This window comes from Bradyrhizobium sp. S3.12.5, assembly GCF_040548225.1.
In the GTDB taxonomy this organism is placed as follows: Bacteria; Pseudomonadota; Alphaproteobacteria; order Rhizobiales; family Xanthobacteraceae; genus Bradyrhizobium; species Bradyrhizobium cytisi.
Window position 1 is genome coordinate 23,157 of the sequence record NZ_JBEPRF010000007.1, and the last position, 16,884, is coordinate 40,040.

Sequence of the window (16,884 nt, forward strand, 5' to 3'; positions counted from 1 at the left end):
TGCCGTGCTCAGCCCGGCCAAACCAACGGCGAAGACTGTTGAGAGTTCCATCCGATTACCCAAAATTCTCACCCAAAGGGTGGGCGTTCCAAATTCCGGAGCCGCCCGCCATCGTTAGGAACGCCGGCACAAGCCCCCAAGTTAGCCCGCAGACCCAGGGAGAGAGCATATGAAAGCCGGATTGGCCGTCTTCATCGCCGCATTATTAGCCGCCGGATCGGCGCTGGCGCAGGCCGGTGCGCCAAGCGGGCGCGGAGCCGTGACCGGCGATCCCGCCGCAAGCTCCGCCACCCCGCATGCGGGCTCGCAGACCACGGGGGCCGCCCCCAAGTCAAACCCCAGCGGCAGCGGCACTTCGACCTCGGGCGGGAAAGATGCCAATGGAGATGCCGGCCGGGACAAGATGCCCGACAGCGACCGCACCGTCCGGCCGATGGGCCAGCAGCATCATCCGGAGGACAAGTAGGGCTGCTCTACCTGTCGGCCATGGTGCGTTCGGCGTCCTTCAACTGTGCGCGCAGCACCGGCAGGTGCTCGTGCGCGAAGGCGGCGAGCGCAGGATTATCAGGCGTCCTCAGATAGCGCTCGAGCAGGGCGATCGTGGATTCGTATTCGGGAATCTGCGCGGCATAGAAACTCCGGACATAGGCCGGCCCATCCGTATCATCGGGCTTGGCGAGACTGATGCCGGCCGATTTTGTCACGCACGGCTCGGTGCCGATGGCGTCCTGAATCTCCTTGAGCGCCTTGTCGCGCTTGGCCGCCTCTTCGGCGCGCAAGGCGGCAAGGTTCTTCACCTCCGCATTGCCGTTCAGGTCGGTGCTCTCCAGCAGGCCCTGCTGGAAGCGGCTGAAGGCGTAGAGGCCGCTGATGACGTCCGTCGCGTCAGGCGCGCGATCACCGCGCACCTGCTCGCCGGTGCTGTCGGCAAGAGCTGCGGTGCCTATGAAGGCCAGGACGATCGCGACAAATATCCGCATGAAGATCCAATGACTTGTAACGTGCGAAGTTCCGGCAGAGGTTACGATCATGTAAGGGCGGTTGCACGGCGCGGGTTCCATGCCCACGTCTTACCCATGAAACAGTCTGACATCTTCAGGGACAACGCCGAGAACTGCCTGCAATTGGCCGAGCGCTCGGAAGGGCAACCCGCTTATAATCGCTATTCGCGCATGGCGGATGCCTGGATGGCCTTGGCAAAAGAGCAGGACTGGCTCGATGGCGAAGTCCCGCCCGTTAAGGTCAGCATCCTGCAAAGCCAGAGTGCCTGACCGCTCTCGTTTCCGTGAGTCCCATCCGTGAGTCCCAGTGTGAGACCGCTCACGGAATGAGCGGCACCAATCAACCATCATCCGGGAATAGTCGATCGCGCTGATTTTTCCGATTCCAGAAGGAGGTTTTGCGATGGCTCCGCGTCTGGCACTTTTCTCACTCATTCTCGCCTTTGGCGTTTCGGTCGCGTTCGCGACGGCGACGACGGTCCGGCAGGTGCATCAGGAGAACGCATCCGTGGCGGTGCATGCGGCGCATAGCTAGCGTCGCACACCTTTCGCATGTTCGGAACATTCGACGCACCGGAGCGTAAGCGCTTCGAGGCATCGGAACACGCGAGAGGAAATCATGGCACATTCCGACCACGGCATCGTCAAGGACAAGCGCGCGGAGGATCAGCCGCGCGACAAGCAGCGCGCGCAAACTGCGCACAAGACGGGCCGGAGGGACTCGCCGTCGCGCGAGGCGACGCGCGATCCCAAGCTCAACGATAACAGCAAGACGCCGGGCTCCGGCATGACGCCGGACGATTCTGGCGCTGCGCCGAGCGGCTAATTAAGCGAGGAACGAATCCCCGCACGATGAGTCGACTGATTGCTTCCGGTTGTCATGCCCCCGGTGAGCCGGAAGTAATCTCCAAGGACGGCCCTGGCACCCACCGTGCCGGGGTCGTCGTGCTTGTGAGAGGCTGGAAATCAATCCTCGGCGTCGCCTTCCGGCTTCGTTGTGCTTGAATCGGAAATCATCAGCTGCAGACAGCTCTTCCGGCGAGAGCATGACCTGTTCCGCAGGAGTCCGAAAATGCGTCAATTGAGAATGATAGTCAAATAAAATCAATAGCTTGCGTCTTGAAACGTTTTCCCTGCAGGCGCATTTTAAAGACGAAGGGAGACGCGCCATGACGGACAAGGTCAGGTTACCCCGCAAGCTTTCCGAGGAACCCGAAGCACCAAAGCCGGTGCGGCCGAGCCATCAGAAGGTCATTGAGCAAGTCGAGCGCTGGGCCAACAGCCCGGGCCTGCAACCCCCGAGGACCGACGACGCGTAGACCGTCGGGGAAGTAGGGTTTGTGATGCTACGGGAAGACGCCGCGGCTTCTCGCTGATCGCCCTTAGCGTTCAGCGGGCGTGGTTTGCGTGGTGATGCGAAGCTTCCGCCTCAACCACCACGCTGACACCGAGACAGCAGCCCATACCAGGATGGCGGCTGCGAATGCCCCGGTCACGTTAGCCGCAACCAGGGCGTAGAAGGTCGCGGCGAACGCCGCAAGACCGAGGCTCCCAAGGCCGGCACCCGCAGCATCGAGAGCTGCAGCCTGCTGCCCGCGTCTCCGCCCCGAGAGGCCCGCCTTCTCTTTGGCCCGGCGCTCGTGGCTTTCGATCAGCGTCGCGCTGGCGCAGAAGATGGCAGGAAGCGCGAGGAAGAGCCCGCCGACGGCGACGCCATACTGTGTGCTCACGACGCCTGCGAAAACCGTCGCCAGTCCGCCGAGCAGGAAGCGAACGCTGTACTCGTACCAGCGCGTTTGCTTCAGGGACGACGATGACAGTTTGACCAGCATCAGGCGGCGCCTCCGAAACCCGCGAGCAGGGCAAAAGCAACCGCAAGCCATACGACGGAAGCGACGATGGTGGCTGGTAGCGCCGCTAGTCGAAACCTCATCAGGAGATGGCAGACGGCGAGGCTGTAGCAAGCGAGGGCTGCCGCGCCATAGATCATGGTCCAGCTTTCCGCCGCAGCATATTGCGGGCCGTGTTGGACGACAGCGATGCACAGCGTCGCCAGTGCCACCGATGGCGCGGCACCGAGCAGGCCGCCAAAGCTTTTGGGCCGCAACATATCGCCGAGGATCGCGAAGGCGGACACGATCATGCCGCCGGCGATGAAGCGGAGAACGTACTCGGTCATGATCGGGCCCGCCGATCCGGGGGCTTCGTGCTGCGATTCGTGAGCGTCCATGGCCTCATCATCCGCTCGATGACGATGCCCAGGGTGAAGCCTGCGACCACATCGCTGGCCCAATGCGCAAGCAAAGCGACGCGCGTTAGCGAAAGCCCCACGGCGATGAAGCGCACGAGACGTCGGCGGGCGGGCGGCAGCAGGCCGGCCGCGGATGCCAGCGCGCCCATATGCACGGCATGGCCGGACGGAAAGGCATCGCGCGCCCGTCCGGAGAACGGGATGCCGCGGCGATGGCCTCGTACCGTGAGCCGGTCCGGCCTGACCTGATCGAACGCGGATTTGAGGATGTGGGGCAGTATCGCCGTCACCAGCGACACCGCGAGGATGTGGTTGGCCGCATTGCGCTCTTCGGCAGAGCGATGCCTGGTGTAGAGCCAACCCGCAGCGGCGAGAGCGAGCAGCACATGTTCATCCGCGCCCCAGGTCAGCGCTTCGACAGCCTCCTCGATCTCCGGGTTGGTGCGACCTGCGATCTCATTCGCGATCGCGGTATCGATCCGTGTGGGTTTGACTGCTACGAGCGCCATTGATCCCAGGTCGGCGAAAGGTTCTCCATGACAGTTTTGTAAAGCCGAACACCGACGATTGTTCCTGAGCCGAGGCGTTACGGCTGTCCCGATCCGCCCGCGGAGCCGTAGACCTGGCCGGTTGCATAACTCGCATCGGCAGCTGCGAGCTGCACGTAGATCGAGGCGAGTTCGGCGGGCTGACCGGGGCGGCCGAGTGGCGTCATGCCGCCAAACTTTTCGAGCTTCTCCATGGTGGCGCCGCCCGAAACCTGGAGCGGCGTCCAGATCGGCCCCGGCGCAACGCCGTTGACGCGAATGCCCCTGGAGGCGAGCTGCTTTGCCAATGACTTCACGTAATTCATGGTCGCCGCCTTGGTCTGCGCGTAATCGTAGAGATCCGGCGAGGGATCGTAAGCCTGCTCGGATGTAGTGGCGACGATGCAGGATCCGGGCTTGAGATGCGTCAGCGCCGCCTTGATGATCCAGAACGGCGCATAGATGTTGGTCTTCATGGTGGCATCAAAATCCTCTGGCGAGACGTCGAGGATGGAGGCGCGCGCTTGCTGTCGCGCCGCGTTGTTGACGATGATGTCGAGCCCGCCGAGGCCCTGCACGGCCTGCTCGACCAGCTTCCTGCAGAAGGCTTCCTCCTTGAGGTCGCCGGGGATTGCGAGGCCGGTGCGGCCTTCCTTCTTGATCAATGCGATCACCTCCTGCGCGTCGGGCTCCTCCGCAGGGAGATAGTTGATGGCGACGTCGGCGCCCTCGCGCGCGTACGCGATCGCGGCCGCGCGGCCCATGCCGGAATCGCCGCCGGTGATCAGCGCCTTGCGTCCGGCGAGCCGCCCGGAGCCCTTGTAGCTGGCCTCGCCGTGGTCAGGTCGCGGCTCCATCCTGCCGGCGAGGCCGGGCCAGGGCTGCGACTGCTTCTTGAACGGCGGCTTCGGATAGCGGGTGAGGGGATCGATCAGGTCGTGCTCGGCCATATCAGTGCTTCCTTTCGCCCTCGAAGATGCCAGCGAAGCCGCAAGTCTTACTTCGACTGTCCGACGCTCGGCGCCCTGCCAAGCTCCTTGGCCATGTCGAGATGATGCCGGAGTGCTGGCAGCGTCTTGTTGGCCCAATCCTTCAGCGCGGCATTGTCGCCGCCCTTGGCATAGCGATCGAACAGCGAGGTCGCGTCCTCGTGGGCGCTGACCTGATAGGAATCATAGTCCGAGCTGAAGTCCTTGCCCGAGGCACTCTTGAGCTTGTCCAGCTTGCTCTGGTGCGAGCTGTCGAGTCCAGTCGGCAGGGTCGCCTGCACCTTGCCATCGCCGACGAGGGCCTTCAGCTCGCCGCTGGTCTTGGTGTGGTCGGTCACCATCTGCTGCGCGAAGCTCTTCTCCTGCGCGTTGCCCTTCTGCTCGGCGAGCTTGCTCGATTCGATCTCGAACATGTCGCTGACGGCGACCTCCTTGACGAAATCGGCGGTGGTCGGTGCGACGCCCAACGCCGAGTTGACGCCGGTCTTCTCACCTAGCGACTGCGCGAGAGCAGGGCCTGCGAGCAGCACGCAGGCAAAGGCGATGACGGTACGTTTCATGGTCCGGTCCCTCTGATTGGCCACGCGGCCTTTGCCGCGCGGATCTTTGCGGCGACCAACACGGCCCCGGGGCCGATGTTCCTAATCCGTTGGATGGCGGCCGGTGCGGGGATTGATCGGGTCGGTCGGCTTGCGCCGCAGCCGTTCCGGCAGGAACGGCTCGGATGGCGAGGCCGACGGCTCGGCCCGCACATCGGCATGGCGCTGGGCCCGCTCATGCGGCGTCTGGTTGGTGTTGATCTGGCGCTTCACGTCGACGCCGTCGACGGGATCGTTGACGCCATGCTGAATGTCACGGAAGTCGCTCATGGTTCACCTCATTCCTTTCCGGGCAGGATCTTTTCCAGCACTTGCCGGGCCGCTCCCTTGATCACGCCGGTCTCGTCAGGATCGCCCTTCATCAAGGCGAGCGAGAAATTCTTCGCCTGCTGCAGGGTGATGTGCGGCGGCAGCGGCGGCACTTCGGGATCGGTCTTCACCTCCAGCACGACGGGCATCTCGCTTGCCAGCGCCTGTTCCCAGGCCGAGGCGAGCAGTTGCGGGCGGTCGACGAAGATGCCGGTGAGGCCGATCATCTCGGCAAAGCGCGAATAGGGCACGTCGGGGATGCGCTGCGAGGCCTCGAATTTGGGGTCGCCATTGATGATGCGCTGCTCCCAGGTCACCTGGTTGAGGTCTTCGTTGTTGAAGACGCAAACGACGAAGCGCGGATCGCGCCATGATCGCCAGTATTTCGCGGCGGTGATCAGCTCGGCCATGTTGTTCATCTGCATCGCGCCATCGCCGACCAGCGCGATGACAGGCCGGTCCGGATGGGCATATTTCGCGGCGAGCGCGTAGGGCACCGCGGCGCCCATCGAGGCGAGGCCGCCGGAGAGCGAAGCCGTCATGCCGCGCCGGATCTTGAGATCGCGCGCAAACCAGTTGGCGCAGGAGCCGGAATCGCTGGTGATGATGGCGCGCTCTGGCAGGCGCGACGACAGCTTCCAGGCGACGAGCTGCGGATTGATCGGCGCGGCGGGCTGATGCGCACGGTCGTCCAGCGTCTTCCACCATTTGGCGACGTTGTTCTCGATGCCCTTCCGCCAGGCGCCGTCGCTCTTGGGCGCGAGCCGGGGCAGCAGGCTCCGCAAGGTCTCCGCGGCATCGCCGACGAGGCTGACTTCCATGGGGAAGCGGATCGACGTCATGCCGGCATCGATGTCGATCTGCACGCCGCGCGCGGCGCCCTCCTTTGGAAGGAATTCTGCGTAGGGGAATGCAGAGCCGACCATCAGCAGCGTGTCGCATTCCATCATCATGTTGTAGCTGGGCTCGGTGCCGAGCAGGCCGATCGAGCCCGTCACCCACGGCAGGTCGTCCGGCAGCGCCGCCTTGCCGAGCAGCGCCTTGGCGCAGCCGGCGGACAGGCGGTCGGCGACCGCGATCACTTCGTCGGTGGCATGCAGCGCGCCGGCACCGATCAGCATCGCGACCTTGTGGCCGGCGTTGAGAACCTCCGCGGCATGATCGAGTTCGGCTTCGCGAGGGATCACGCATGGGGCACTGTAGCCGACACCGGAATGCAGGGTGCCGTGGGCACGGGGCGGTCCTTCGTAGGGCTCTTCCTGGAGATCGTTGGGGAGGATGATTGCAGTCGGAGCCCGGCGTGCGAGCGCGATGCGCACCGCGCGATCGATCAGGTGCCGCACCTGGGCGGGTGAGGACGCTTGCGCGACATACGCGCCGGCGACGTCCTTGAACATCGAGACGAGGTCGAGTTCCTGCTGATAGCTTCCGCCGAGCGCGTTTCGCGCCTGCTGGCCGACGATCGCCAGCACCGGCTGGTGATCCAGCAGTGCATCGTAGAGCCCCGTGATCAGATGTGAGGCACCAGGTCCCGATGTCGCGATGCAGACGCCAAGCTCGCCGGAAAATTTCGCATAGGCGCTGGCCATGAACGCCGCCATCTCCTCGTGCCTGGCCTGCACGAAATCGATCTTGGCCTCGGCCCGGTTCATGGCGCCGAACACGCCGTTGATGCCGTCGCCGGGGTAACCGAAGATATGGCGGACGCCCCACTGATGCAGACGCTGGACGATGAAGTCGGAGATGGTCTGGGACATCGTGGACGGCTCCCGGTTTCCTGATCTGACATCAAGAACAGCGCGTTCCCGGCGATGTTCCTGTTGGCCGCAGGCGCCTTCTGGAACGATCACCCCTTCACGCAAGTTGATTCACACATTGGCTGAGTGGAGGATCCAAATGTTGAATCAAGGCGAACTGGATCGCGCCGAGATGGGCCGTCTGATCGGCAGCGACAAGGTCGAGGGAACGTCGGTTTACGGCGCGGATCGCAACCGGATCGGTTCGATCGAACGCGTGATGATCGACAAGGTCAGCGGCAAGGTGTCCTACGCTGTGCTCGGCTTTGGTGGATTTCTGGGCCTCGGCAACGATCACTATCCCTTGCCCTGGCAGTCGCTGAAATACGACACCGAGCTCGGCGGCTATGTCACCGGAATCACCGCGAAGGCCCTTGAAGGGGCGCCGAAGTATGGCGCGCGCAGCGATTGGAACTGGAGCGATGACGCCGCGACGCGCAGCATCAACGCCTATTACGGTGTTCCCTTCGCCTAACCGGTTGGCGGAGAGACAGAGGGAGATCAGATGAGCCAGGAAAAGCCCACCGACGATCCCCGGCAGCAGAATGACTGGGGATCGCACGCCCAGACGGACAAGCCCTGGAAGGGTAATCCGGAGAAGGAGCAGAGGTCCGGCGAGAAAAGGCCGGACCTGGAGAAATGGCACGAGACCAAGACGCACTGAACAAGACGCATTGAACAAATGCGCAGGCAAATTTGTGGGCGCGGTACAGATGGTGCCGCGCTTCTTTTTTGCGCAATGCATTCACGAATGAGAGCGGTGCTCCCGCAACCCGGAACCATGCCTTAAGGCTACGGTTAGGCTCCCGGTGTGCACGCATGGCAAAGCCGTTCGCTGCATAGTTTCGATCGAGGTGTTCGCAGTGGATGCTCAAACCCGGAAGCGCGGGCCGTCCGCGGAGCAACCGCAGAAGGTGGAAGCTCCAAAGAATTCGCCGGACCCCGAGCGCCAGACCAGGGATCAGTCCGGGAAGCCGGCCAAGACCCCGTCGCTGCGCGAGCGGCTCCGCGAGCACTGGCTGCTCGCGACCGTTGGCGCCGTCGTGCTGATCGCAGCGCTGGCCGGCGGTCTGCTCTATTGGCTCGAGGTCCGCCACTACGAATCCACCGACGACGCCTTTGTCGCCGCGCGCAGCTTTTCCGTGGCCTCGAAGGTCGGCGGCTACGTGACTGATATCCCGGTCACGGACAACCAGCATGTCAACGCCGGCGATCTCCTCGCCAAGATCGACGAGCGCGACTATCGCATCGCCGTCGATCAGGCAGCGGCGCAGGTCGAGGTCTCCAAGGCCAACATCGCCAATGTCGAGGCGCAGATCGATTCCCAGCAGGAGCAGATCAAGCAGGCCCAGGCCCAGCTCGAGCAGGCGCAGGCCCAGCTTCAGTTCTCGCAGGAGGAATTTGCGCGCGCCCAGAATCTGGTCGAGAAGGGCGCCGGCACCGTACAGCGCCAGCAGCAGACCCGCTCCGATCTTCAGGCCCAGCAAGCCAACACCGAGCGCGCCAAGACTGCGGTGATAGCCGCGCAACTCGGGATCAAGACGCTGCAAGCCCAGCTCGAAGGTGCCAAGGCGCAGCTCGAGCAGTTCCAGGCTCAGCTCGATCAAGCGAAGCTAAACCTGCAATATACCAGTGTCGTCGCCGCGCAGTCCGGCCGCGTCGTCAAGCTCTCCGGCGCCAAGGGTACGTTCGTGACCGCAGGCCAGAGCCTGATGATGTTCGTGCCCGATGATGTCTGGATCGTCGCCAACTACAAGGAGACCCAGCTCGCCGACATGCGGCCTGGCCAGCCGGTGGAGATCCGCATCGATGCCTATCCCGGGCGGAAGCTGACCGGCCATGTCGATTCCGTGCAGCCGGGCTCCGGCACCGCCTTCAGCCTGCTGCCGGCGGAGAACGCCACCGGCAACTACGTCAAGGTGGTGCAGCGCGTGCCGGTGAAAATCGTGGTCGACAATTGGCCGGCCGATCTGCCTGTTGGTCCCGGCATGTCGGTCGTGCCCTGGACCAGGGTGCGATGACGGACGCCACGCAAGACGGCGCATCTGCCGGCGGCTGGTCGCCGGAACGCTCGGCGGCCGGCGGCCATAATCCATATCTCATCGCTTTCGTGGTCTCGATCGCGACTTTCATGGAGGTGCTCGACACCACCATCGCCAATGTCGCGCTGCGCCACATCGCAGGCGGGCTCGCGGTCGGCATCGACGAGAGCACCTACGTCATCACCAGCTATCTGGTCGCCAATGCCATCGTGCTGTCGATCTCAGGCTGGCTGTCGACCGTGATGGGCCGCAAGCGCTTCTACATGATCTGCGTGGCGACCTTTTCGGTGGCCTCGCTGTTGTGCGGCCTCGCCTGGAGCTTGCAGGCGCTTGTGTTGTTCCGGATTCTGCAGGGGCTGGGCGGTGGTGGCATGGCGACCAGCGAGCAGGCGATCCTCGCTGATTCTTTTCCGCCGCAAAAACGCGGCCAGGCGTTTGCGATCTATGGCGTCGCAGTCGTGGTCGCCCCAGTGATTGGCCCGACGCTCGGCGGTTGGATTACTGATACCTACTCCTGGCACTGGGTGTTCCTGATCAACGTGCCGATGGGTCTGATCTCGCTGTTCCTGGTCGGCACGCTGGTCAAGGAGCCGTCGGGCGCGGAAGAGGAGAGGGCGGAGCTGCTGAGCAAAGGCCTGCGCGTCGACTACATCGGCTTCCTGCTGGTCGCGATCGGGCTCGGTGCACTCGAATTCGTGCTTGACGAAGGCCAGCGCAATGATTGGTTCGGATCGAACATGATCCTGTCCTTTGCACTGCTTGCCGCCTTCAGCCTGCTCGCATTGATCCCGTGGGAGTTGATGCGGGATGATCCGATCGTCGACATCCGCCTGCTCGGCAGGCGCCAGTTCGGGTCCTGTTTCCTGGTCATGCTTGGCACATTTGCGGTGCTGATCTCAACGACGCAGCTATTGCCGCAGCTCTTGCAGACGGAGCTTGGCTACACCGCCATGCTCGCGGGACTGGTGCTGTCGCCGAGCGGCGTCGTGACGATGATGTTGATGCCGGTGGCGGGACGACTGGTCACGATGGTGCAGCCGAAATATCTGATCATGTTCGGCGCTGCGACGGCCGCGCTTTCGATGTGGCATCTTACCGGGCTTACCGGAGACATCAGCTACGGCTACGCCGCGCTGGCGCGAATCTATCTCGCGGTCGCTCTTCCCTTCCTATTCCTTCCGGTGACGACGGCATCCTATGACGGCTTGCCACCCGAGAAGACCAACCAGGCCTCCGCCCTGATCAATGTCGCCCGCAACATCGGTGGCTCGATGGGCGTGGCGCTGGCGCAAACGCTCTTGGCGCAACGCCAGCAATTCCATCAGAGTCGCCTGATCGAGCACGCCGCGCCGTCCGATCTCGGCTATCAGCAAACCATCGACGCAATGACGCGCTTCTTCCAGGCCCAAGGCTCGAACGCAACGGACGCTGCCTCGCAAGCGATCGCCTGGATCGGCCAGACCCTCCAGCAGCAGATCGATCTTCTTGCTTATATCGACGTGTTCTGGACGCTTGCCATTATTGCGGCGTTGTTGATCCCGATTGCCGCGGTCATCCGACCGGTCGATTTGCGCTCGCCGGCGCGAGGGCACTAGGCAGCGTCAGCTCCTCGCCGCCCCGGCCCCGCATGAACGTGCACCTGCTTCGCATGCAGCGCCTCGCCGCATTCCGAGCACACCATCACGGGATCGAACAGCTTGCCGCAAGTCTTGTGCTCGTGCAGCAGCGGGCGGCCGCGCTCGTCACCCATGTGGGTGTCGCCCCAATGCACCATCGCCATGATGATCGGATAGAGATCGAGCCCCTTCTGCGTGAGGATGTATTCGTAGCGCTTGGGAGACTCGGAATAGGGGACGCGGCGCAGGATGCCGAAGCGGACCAGCTTCTTCAGTCGCTCCGACAGAAGATGCCGCGTGATCTGGAGCGACGACTGGAATGCCTCGAAGCGGCGTACGCGCAAGAAGCATTCGCGCAGGATCAAGAGCGTCCAGCGGTCGCCGACCACGGCGACGGTGCGGGAGAGCGAGCAGGGCTCCTCGTCCAGCGTATCCCACTTCATGATCCCGTCTCCGGCCTTGGCGCCATAAGTCTAAAAAAAGAACTGACTTGAATGATCAGGGGTATTTCTAGAGAAACTTAGCATCCGACGTCAAAGTTTGACAGTTCTATTTTAGAACTATAGCCTCCCGGCCCAATCACATGCTGTCACCGGAGGAGGCGACCTTGCCCAAGCGAAACGCGACCGCGGCCGTGATCGGGGCCGGCGATTTCATCGGCTCCGAGATTGCCAAGAAATTCGCCGCCGAAGGCTTTTCGATCTATGCGGGCCGCCGCAACGGCGACAAGCTCGCGCCGCTGGTGAAGGACATCGAGGCCGCCGGCGGCGAGATCCACGCGCGCTCGCTGGATGCGCGCAAGGAGGAGGAGGTCATCTCCTTCCTCGACGATGCCGACAAGCATGCGCCGCTGGAGGTCTGCATCTTCAATGTCGGCGCCAACGTCAATTTTCCGATCCTCGACACCTCCGAGCGCGTGTTTCGCAAGGTCTGGGAGATGGCCTGCTATTCAGGCTTCCTCGCAGGGCGCGAGGCGGCGCGGCTGATGCTGCCGCGCGGCGGCGGCAAGATCTTCTTCACCGGTGCGACGGCGTCCTTGCGCGGCGGCAGCGGCTTTGCGGCGTTTGCCAGTGCCAAGTTCGGACTGCGTGCGGTGGCGCAGGCGATGGCGCGAGAGCTCGGGCCGAAGAACATTCACGTCGCCCATCTCATCATCGATTCCGGTGTCGACACTGAATGGGTGCGGCAGCGCCGGCTCGAGGCGCTCGGGCCGAATGCGCTTGATAATCCCGATCTGCTGATGCCGCCGTCGGCGGTCGCCGGTTCCTATTGGCAGCTCTATCAGCAGCCCAAGAGTGCCTGGACCTTCGAGATGGAGATCCGCCCGTTCGGAGAGAAATGGTGACCGCGGCGCAGAAGTGCGGCTAGACTGTCCCCAAGCAGAGCTGAAGCAAAATTCCGGGAGGATATGTACGTGAGGACGGCGATCACCGAACTGTTCGGCATCGAGCACCCCATCATCCAGGGCGGCATGCATTTCGTCGGCTTTGCGGAGCTTGCCGCCGCCGTCTCCAATGCCGGCGGGCTCGGCATCATCACCGGCCTCACGCAGAAAACACCGGAGCTGCTCGCCAAGGAGATCGCGCGTTGCCGCGACATGACCGACAAGCCATTCGGCGTGAACCTCACCTTCCTGCCGGCCTTCTCGGCGCCGCCTTATCCGGAATACATCGCAGCCATCGTCGAGGGCGGCGTCAAGGCGGTGGAGACCGCGGGCCGCAGCCCGGAGGCCTACATGCCGGCGCTGAAGGCGGCAGGCATCAAGGTGATCCACAAATGCACGTCGGTGCGCCACTCGCTGAAGGCCGAGCGGATCGGCTGCGACGCCGTCAGCGTCGACGGGTTTGAGTGCGGCGGCCATCCCGGCGAGGACGACATTCCCAACATGATACTGCTGCCGCGCGCGGCGGAGGAGTTGAAGATCCCGTTTGTGGCCTCGGGCGGCATGGCCGATGGACGCAGCCTCGTCGCGGCGCTGTCGTTGGGTGCTGCCGGCATGAACATGGGCACGCGTTTCATCGCGACCAAGGAAGCACCTGTCCATCAGAACGTGAAGAACGCGCTGGTCGCGGCGACCGAGCTCGACACCCGCCTGATCATGCGGGCCCTGCGCAACACCGAGCGCGTGCTGAAGAATGCGAATGTCGACCGCCTGCTCGAGGTCGAGCGCGAGAAGGGCGCCAAGCTGACCATCGACGACATCCACGACCAGGTCGCGGGTGTCTATCCCAAGGTCATGCTGGACGGGCAGATGGATGCCGGCGCCTGGAGCTGTGGCATGGTCGCAGGCCTTATCCACGACATCCCTACCTGCAAGGAACTCGTCGATCGCATCATGACCGACGCGGAACAAATCATCCGCAGCCGGCTTATGGGGTTCCTGGACGGGACGGGTGCAACGCGAAAGGTCGCCTGACATCGCCTAACTTCTTAACCACGGCGGCAGTTGACCGCTGGAATTGCACGCGGCGCCTCCTAGATAGACGCAGATTACTCCTTTAATAATCAATTTCAGGAGGCGTCCGTGGTCCTGAAAAGCGTTCCTTTCGCTGTTGCCGTTGCCCTCGTGCTTGCATGGGGCAGCATCGCACGCGCTGACGACTACAAGCCTGATGAATACCTTGGCCTTGACCTCTCCAAGGCCGTGCTGTCACCGAAGCGGCTCGGACCCGAGACGCATTTTGCTCCAGTCGCGCTAGAGGCGAAGGGTGGCACCGAGGCGCAGGCTCGCGCCGAGCCGGTCGACGTGCCTAAGAAGGTTGCGGCGGAGCGCGTGCACGTCTCCGAGCCGAAGGTGGCGCACGCGAAGAGCGCGCAGCCGCGCGGCGCAGCCCGCACGAAGCTCGCGCATCGTCACGGCAATCCGCTGGACGCACAGGCGATGGACACGCGTATCCAGACCTGGCCGTGTCGTTCCGGCGGCATCTGCAACTGGAAGCGCTGACCAGTTCGAGAACGTCATCCCCGCGTCGTAAAATCGTAGGCGCAGAGTCAAGAAACCGTAAGGGTAGGAGTCAAGGAGCGCAGGCACCTTCCGTCGCGATTCGACGAAGGTTTCCTGAATGGCAACGCTCCGCGCTTCACGCGCATGGACCCGGCGACAGTTCCTGGTCCGCTCCAGCTCCAGCCTCGCCATCGCCTCGCTCGCAAAGCCGAGCATCAGCCGCGCCGCCGATCGCCCGCAGATCGCGGGCGGCATCCAGTCCGGCGACGTCTCGGACGGCTCTGCCGTGATCTGGGCGCGCGCGGATCGGCCTGCTCGAATGCAGGTGGAATGCTCGACGGTCGAGAGCTTCAAGACCATCATCGCGTCTGCTTCGCGCGACGCTCTGCCCGACGCAGACTTCACCGCAAAACTGCAGCTCGACGATCTGCCGCCCGGGCAGGACGTCTTCTATCGCGTGCGCTTCGACGACATCGCGAGCGGCATTGCCGGCGAAAGCCGCGTTGGCCATTTCCGCACTGCGCCGGCCGAGGGGCAGTCGATCTCGTTCCTGTGGTCAGGCGATGTCGCGGGGCAGGGCTGGGGCATCGATATCGCGCGAGGCGGCTATCGCAGCTATCGCACCATGCTCGACAACCGCCCGGACTTCTTCATCCACTCCGGCGATCACATCTATGCCGACTGCACGATTTCGTCCGAGCAGAAGCTGCCGAATGGCGAGATCTGGCGCAACGTCGTGACCGAGGACAAAGCGCAAGTCGCGCACACGCTGGCGCAGTTCCGCGGCAACTACAAATACAACCATCTCGACGAGCATTTTCGCGCGTTCCATGCGCAAGTGCCGATGCTCGCGCAATGGGACGATCACGAGGTCACCAACGACTGGTCGCCCACCGGCAGCTATGACGAAGCCGGCTACGAGGACGACCGCACGCCGCGCCTGGTCGCGCGTGCTCGCCGCGCCTTCTTCGACTTCATGCCGATCCGGGACATCGGCGCGCGCCAGGGCCGGGTCTATCGCAAGATCGCCTACGGCCCGCTGCTCGACGTCTTCATGATCGACATGCGCAGCTATCGCGACGAGACCTGGAACAAGGGCAACGATCATCGCGGCTGGATTCTTGGCGCCGAGCAGCTCGCCTGGCTGAAGCGGGAGCTCGCTGCCTCGCGCGCGACCTGGAAGGTGATCGCGGCAGATTTGCCGATCGGGCTGATCAGCCTCGATGCCGTCGCGCTCGGCGACGGGCCGCCCGACCGGCGTGAGCACGAAATCGCCGATCTGCTTGCATTCATCAAGCGCGCTTGTGTCCGCAACATCGTCTGGCTCACCGCCGACATGCACTACACGGCCGCGCACTACTACGATCCGAACAAGGCCCAGTTCAGCGATTTCGAGCCGTTCTGGGAGTTCGTCTCCGGCCCCCTGCATGCAGGCACCTGGGGCCCCGGCGAGCTCGACAACACGTTTGGCCCCGTAGCGATGTACCGGAACGGGTGCAGCGAAACCCAGGGCGAGAACCTCGCGCCCTGCTTCGGCCTGCAGTTCTTCGGCCGCGTCGACATTGACGGCACAAGCGGCGTGATGACTGTCACCTTGAAGGACGTCGACAACCGCGATCTCTGGTCGGTCGACCTCGTGCCGCAGCCGCAGGCGCGCCCGGCTATGGTTGCGCAGCATTCGTAAAGGGACGGGTCATTCTCACCGTCGTCATGGCCGGGCTTGACCCGGCCATCCACGCCTTCCCCTTGTGGTGTCAAGAACGTGGATGCCCGGGACAAGCCCGGGCATGACGGTGAGGAAGCACCTAACCCGATCTTGATTGGCTGCCGCCCGCCTTGCGCGCTACAGTGGGCCACTCCCGCCACCTCTTTTCCATCACCGAAGAGACTGCTCACGCGGCATCGCCGCGCGCATCCGGCGGGCTGAAATGCTCAGGAGCCTGTTCAATGGACAATCTGAAAACACAGGGCATCAGCATGCCCAAGCTCGGCCTCGGCACCTTCCGCATGCAGGGCGACGCCTGCCGCGCTGCGGTCGAGAGCGCGCTGTCGATCGGCTATCGCCACATCGACACCGCCGAGATGTATGCCAACGAGGAAGCCATCGGCGCCGCGCTGGCTGCGGCCTCCGTGCCGCGCGGCGAGCTGCACATCACGACAAAAGTCTGGCACGAGAACCTGGCGCCGGACGCGATCCGCCGCGCCTTCGATGACAGCCTGAAGAAACTGAGGCTCGACCACGTCGATCTCTATCTCGTGCACTGGCCGTCGAAATCGGCGAACTGGGGCGCGGTGTTCGAGACCTTGATGAAGCTGAAGGAGGAGGGGCGCACGCGAGCGATCGGTGTCGCCAATTTCACCACGGCGCTGCTCAAGGTCGCGGTCGAGGACGTCAAGGCGCCGATCGCCTGCAACCAGATCGAATATCACGCGATGCTGGATCAATCGAAGGTGCTGGCCTATCTCAACGCCAAGTCGATACCGCTTATCGCCTATTGCCCGCTCGCGCAGGGGCGCGTTGCATCCGATCCGGTGCTCGCCGAGATCGGCGCGAAACACAACGCAAGCGCGGCGCAAGTGGCGCTGAAATGGCTGCTCGACCAGGATGGTGTCGCCGCGATCCCGAAGGCATCGCGCCGCGAGAGCCAGCAAGCCAATCTCGATGCGCTGACGATCACCCTCGACGATGCCGACCGCAAGAAGATCGCGGCGCTGCTGAAGGACAAGCGCTGCGTCAATCCCGGCTTCGCGCCGGCCTGGGACTAGGGCTTGTACTCATAAACGTCAGTCTCCGAGGCCAAGCGGAAGTC

The 16,884-nt window shown here is 63.7% G+C and carries 23 protein-coding genes; 14 read left to right on the forward strand and 9 right to left on the reverse strand.

From position 1 onward, the window contains the following. The first annotated feature begins 169 nt into the window (after window positions 1-169). Window positions 170-466 (forward strand): hypothetical protein, encoded by a 297-nt coding sequence (locus ABIC09_RS11565; protein ID WP_354035133.1) that lies wholly within the window; start codon window positions 170-172, stop codon window positions 464-466. Window positions 467-473: 7 nt separating this feature from the next. On the opposite strand, the gene ABIC09_RS11570 is transcribed toward ABIC09_RS11565, so the two are convergent. Further along, complete coding sequence (locus tag ABIC09_RS11570) at window positions 474-980, reverse strand: DUF4142 domain-containing protein (RefSeq protein WP_148754582.1); 507 nt, start codon at window positions 978-980, stop codon at window positions 474-476. A 96-nt stretch (window positions 981-1,076) separates the two neighbouring features. On the opposite strand from ABIC09_RS11570, the gene ABIC09_RS11575 reads away from it, so the two are divergent. From ABIC09_RS11575 to ABIC09_RS11590, 4 genes are all read left to right on the forward strand, one after another. Continuing rightward, a complete protein-coding gene (locus tag ABIC09_RS11575) occupies window positions 1,077-1,271 on the forward strand; it encodes a hypothetical protein (protein WP_148754581.1) in 195 nt (64 codons plus the stop codon). A 133-nt stretch (window positions 1,272-1,404) separates the two neighbouring features. Further along, window positions 1,405-1,536 (forward strand): hypothetical protein, encoded by a 132-nt coding sequence (locus ABIC09_RS11580; protein ID WP_283812778.1) that lies wholly within the window; start codon window positions 1,405-1,407, stop codon window positions 1,534-1,536. Window positions 1,537-1,620: 84 nt separating this feature from the next. Next, on the forward strand, window positions 1,621-1,827 hold the full coding sequence (locus tag ABIC09_RS11585) for a hypothetical protein (RefSeq protein ID WP_148754580.1): 207 nt from the start codon (window positions 1,621-1,623) through the stop codon (window positions 1,825-1,827). A 343-nt stretch (window positions 1,828-2,170) separates the two neighbouring features. After that, complete coding sequence (locus ABIC09_RS11590) at window positions 2,171-2,320, forward strand: hypothetical protein (RefSeq protein WP_187435242.1); 150 nt, start codon at window positions 2,171-2,173, stop codon at window positions 2,318-2,320. Between the two features lie 63 nt (window positions 2,321-2,383). On the opposite strand, the gene ABIC09_RS11595 is transcribed toward ABIC09_RS11590, so the two are convergent. From ABIC09_RS11595 to ABIC09_RS11625, 7 genes are all read right to left on the reverse strand, one after another. Next, complete coding sequence (locus tag ABIC09_RS11595; protein WP_354086218.1) at window positions 2,384-2,833, reverse strand: DUF3147 family protein; 450 nt, start codon at window positions 2,831-2,833, stop codon at window positions 2,384-2,386. Next, window positions 2,833-3,180 carry a DUF3147 family protein gene (locus ABIC09_RS11600; protein ID WP_354109334.1) on the reverse strand — a complete coding sequence of 116 codons (348 nt, stop codon included), beginning with the start codon at window positions 3,178-3,180 and terminating at the stop codon, window positions 2,833-2,835. The genes ABIC09_RS11595 and ABIC09_RS11600 overlap by 1 nt, the downstream gene beginning before the upstream one ends. Then, on the reverse strand, window positions 3,177-3,761 hold the full coding sequence (locus ABIC09_RS11605) for a phosphatase PAP2 family protein (RefSeq protein WP_148754577.1): 585 nt from the start codon (window positions 3,759-3,761) through the stop codon (window positions 3,177-3,179). Before ABIC09_RS11605 ends, ABIC09_RS11600 begins: the two co-directional genes overlap by 4 nt. Window positions 3,762-3,838: 77 nt before the next feature. Further along, a complete protein-coding gene (locus tag ABIC09_RS11610; RefSeq protein ID WP_354035127.1) occupies window positions 3,839-4,729 on the reverse strand; it encodes an SDR family oxidoreductase in 891 nt (296 codons plus the stop codon). A gap of 47 nt (window positions 4,730-4,776) precedes the next feature. Further along, window positions 4,777-5,328 carry a DUF4142 domain-containing protein gene (locus ABIC09_RS11615; protein WP_354109335.1) on the reverse strand — a complete coding sequence of 184 codons (552 nt, stop codon included), beginning with the start codon at window positions 5,326-5,328 and terminating at the stop codon, window positions 4,777-4,779. Window positions 5,329-5,409: 81 nt separating this feature from the next. Next, window positions 5,410-5,637, reverse strand: a complete 228-nt coding sequence (locus tag ABIC09_RS11620) for a hypothetical protein (protein ID WP_128953211.1) — start codon at window positions 5,635-5,637, stop codon at window positions 5,410-5,412. 8 nt (window positions 5,638-5,645) lie between these two features. Then, window positions 5,646-7,433 (reverse strand): thiamine pyrophosphate-requiring protein, encoded by a 1,788-nt coding sequence (locus tag ABIC09_RS11625; RefSeq protein WP_354109336.1) that lies wholly within the window; start codon window positions 7,431-7,433, stop codon window positions 5,646-5,648. Window positions 7,434-7,572: 139 nt separating this feature from the next. Between ABIC09_RS11625 and ABIC09_RS11630 the strand changes: the two genes are divergently transcribed. The 4 genes from ABIC09_RS11630 (at window position 7,573) to ABIC09_RS11645 (ending at window position 11,109) form a co-directional block, all read left to right on the forward strand. After that, window positions 7,573-7,947 (forward strand): PRC-barrel domain-containing protein, encoded by a 375-nt coding sequence (locus ABIC09_RS11630; protein ID WP_354109337.1) that lies wholly within the window; start codon window positions 7,573-7,575, stop codon window positions 7,945-7,947. 30 nt (window positions 7,948-7,977) lie between these two features. Further along, complete coding sequence (locus ABIC09_RS11635; protein WP_187435241.1) at window positions 7,978-8,136, forward strand: hypothetical protein; 159 nt, start codon at window positions 7,978-7,980, stop codon at window positions 8,134-8,136. A 199-nt stretch (window positions 8,137-8,335) separates the two neighbouring features. Beyond that, window positions 8,336-9,493, forward strand: coding sequence for an HlyD family secretion protein (locus tag ABIC09_RS11640; protein WP_354109338.1), 1,158 nt, complete (start codon window positions 8,336-8,338; stop codon window positions 9,491-9,493). Further along, on the forward strand, window positions 9,490-11,109 hold the full coding sequence (locus tag ABIC09_RS11645) for a DHA2 family efflux MFS transporter permease subunit (RefSeq protein WP_354086223.1): 1,620 nt from the start codon (window positions 9,490-9,492) through the stop codon (window positions 11,107-11,109). Before ABIC09_RS11640 ends, ABIC09_RS11645 begins: the two co-directional genes overlap by 4 nt. Here ABIC09_RS11645 and ABIC09_RS11650 read toward each other — a convergent pair. Then, window positions 11,106-11,573, reverse strand: a complete 468-nt coding sequence (locus ABIC09_RS11650) for a winged helix-turn-helix transcriptional regulator (RefSeq protein WP_354109339.1) — start codon at window positions 11,571-11,573, stop codon at window positions 11,106-11,108. The genes ABIC09_RS11645 and ABIC09_RS11650 overlap by 4 nt on opposite strands. A 164-nt stretch (window positions 11,574-11,737) precedes the next feature. On the opposite strand from ABIC09_RS11650, the gene ABIC09_RS11655 reads away from it, so the two are divergent. From ABIC09_RS11655 to ABIC09_RS11675, 5 genes are all read left to right on the forward strand, one after another. Further along, the gene (locus ABIC09_RS11655) at window positions 11,738-12,475 is read left to right on the forward strand and encodes an SDR family oxidoreductase (protein WP_354109340.1); all 738 of its coding nucleotides are present in this window, start codon (window positions 11,738-11,740) and stop codon (window positions 12,473-12,475) included. Between the two features lie 69 nt (window positions 12,476-12,544). Next, window positions 12,545-13,546: an NAD(P)H-dependent flavin oxidoreductase gene (locus ABIC09_RS11660; protein ID WP_354109341.1), complete on the forward strand. Its 1,002-nt coding sequence runs from the start codon at window positions 12,545-12,547 to the stop codon at window positions 13,544-13,546. Window positions 13,547-13,654: 108 nt separating this feature from the next. Beyond that, window positions 13,655-14,074, forward strand: a complete 420-nt coding sequence (locus tag ABIC09_RS11665; RefSeq protein ID WP_148754567.1) for a hypothetical protein — start codon at window positions 13,655-13,657, stop codon at window positions 14,072-14,074. A 118-nt stretch (window positions 14,075-14,192) separates the two neighbouring features. Further along, the gene (locus ABIC09_RS11670) at window positions 14,193-15,758 is read left to right on the forward strand and encodes an alkaline phosphatase D family protein (RefSeq protein WP_354109342.1); all 1,566 of its coding nucleotides are present in this window, start codon (window positions 14,193-14,195) and stop codon (window positions 15,756-15,758) included. A gap of 263 nt (window positions 15,759-16,021) precedes the next feature. After that, window positions 16,022-16,840 (forward strand): aldo/keto reductase, encoded by an 819-nt coding sequence (locus tag ABIC09_RS11675; RefSeq protein WP_354109343.1) that lies wholly within the window; start codon window positions 16,022-16,024, stop codon window positions 16,838-16,840. The last annotated feature ends 44 nt before the right edge of the window (window positions 16,841-16,884 follow it).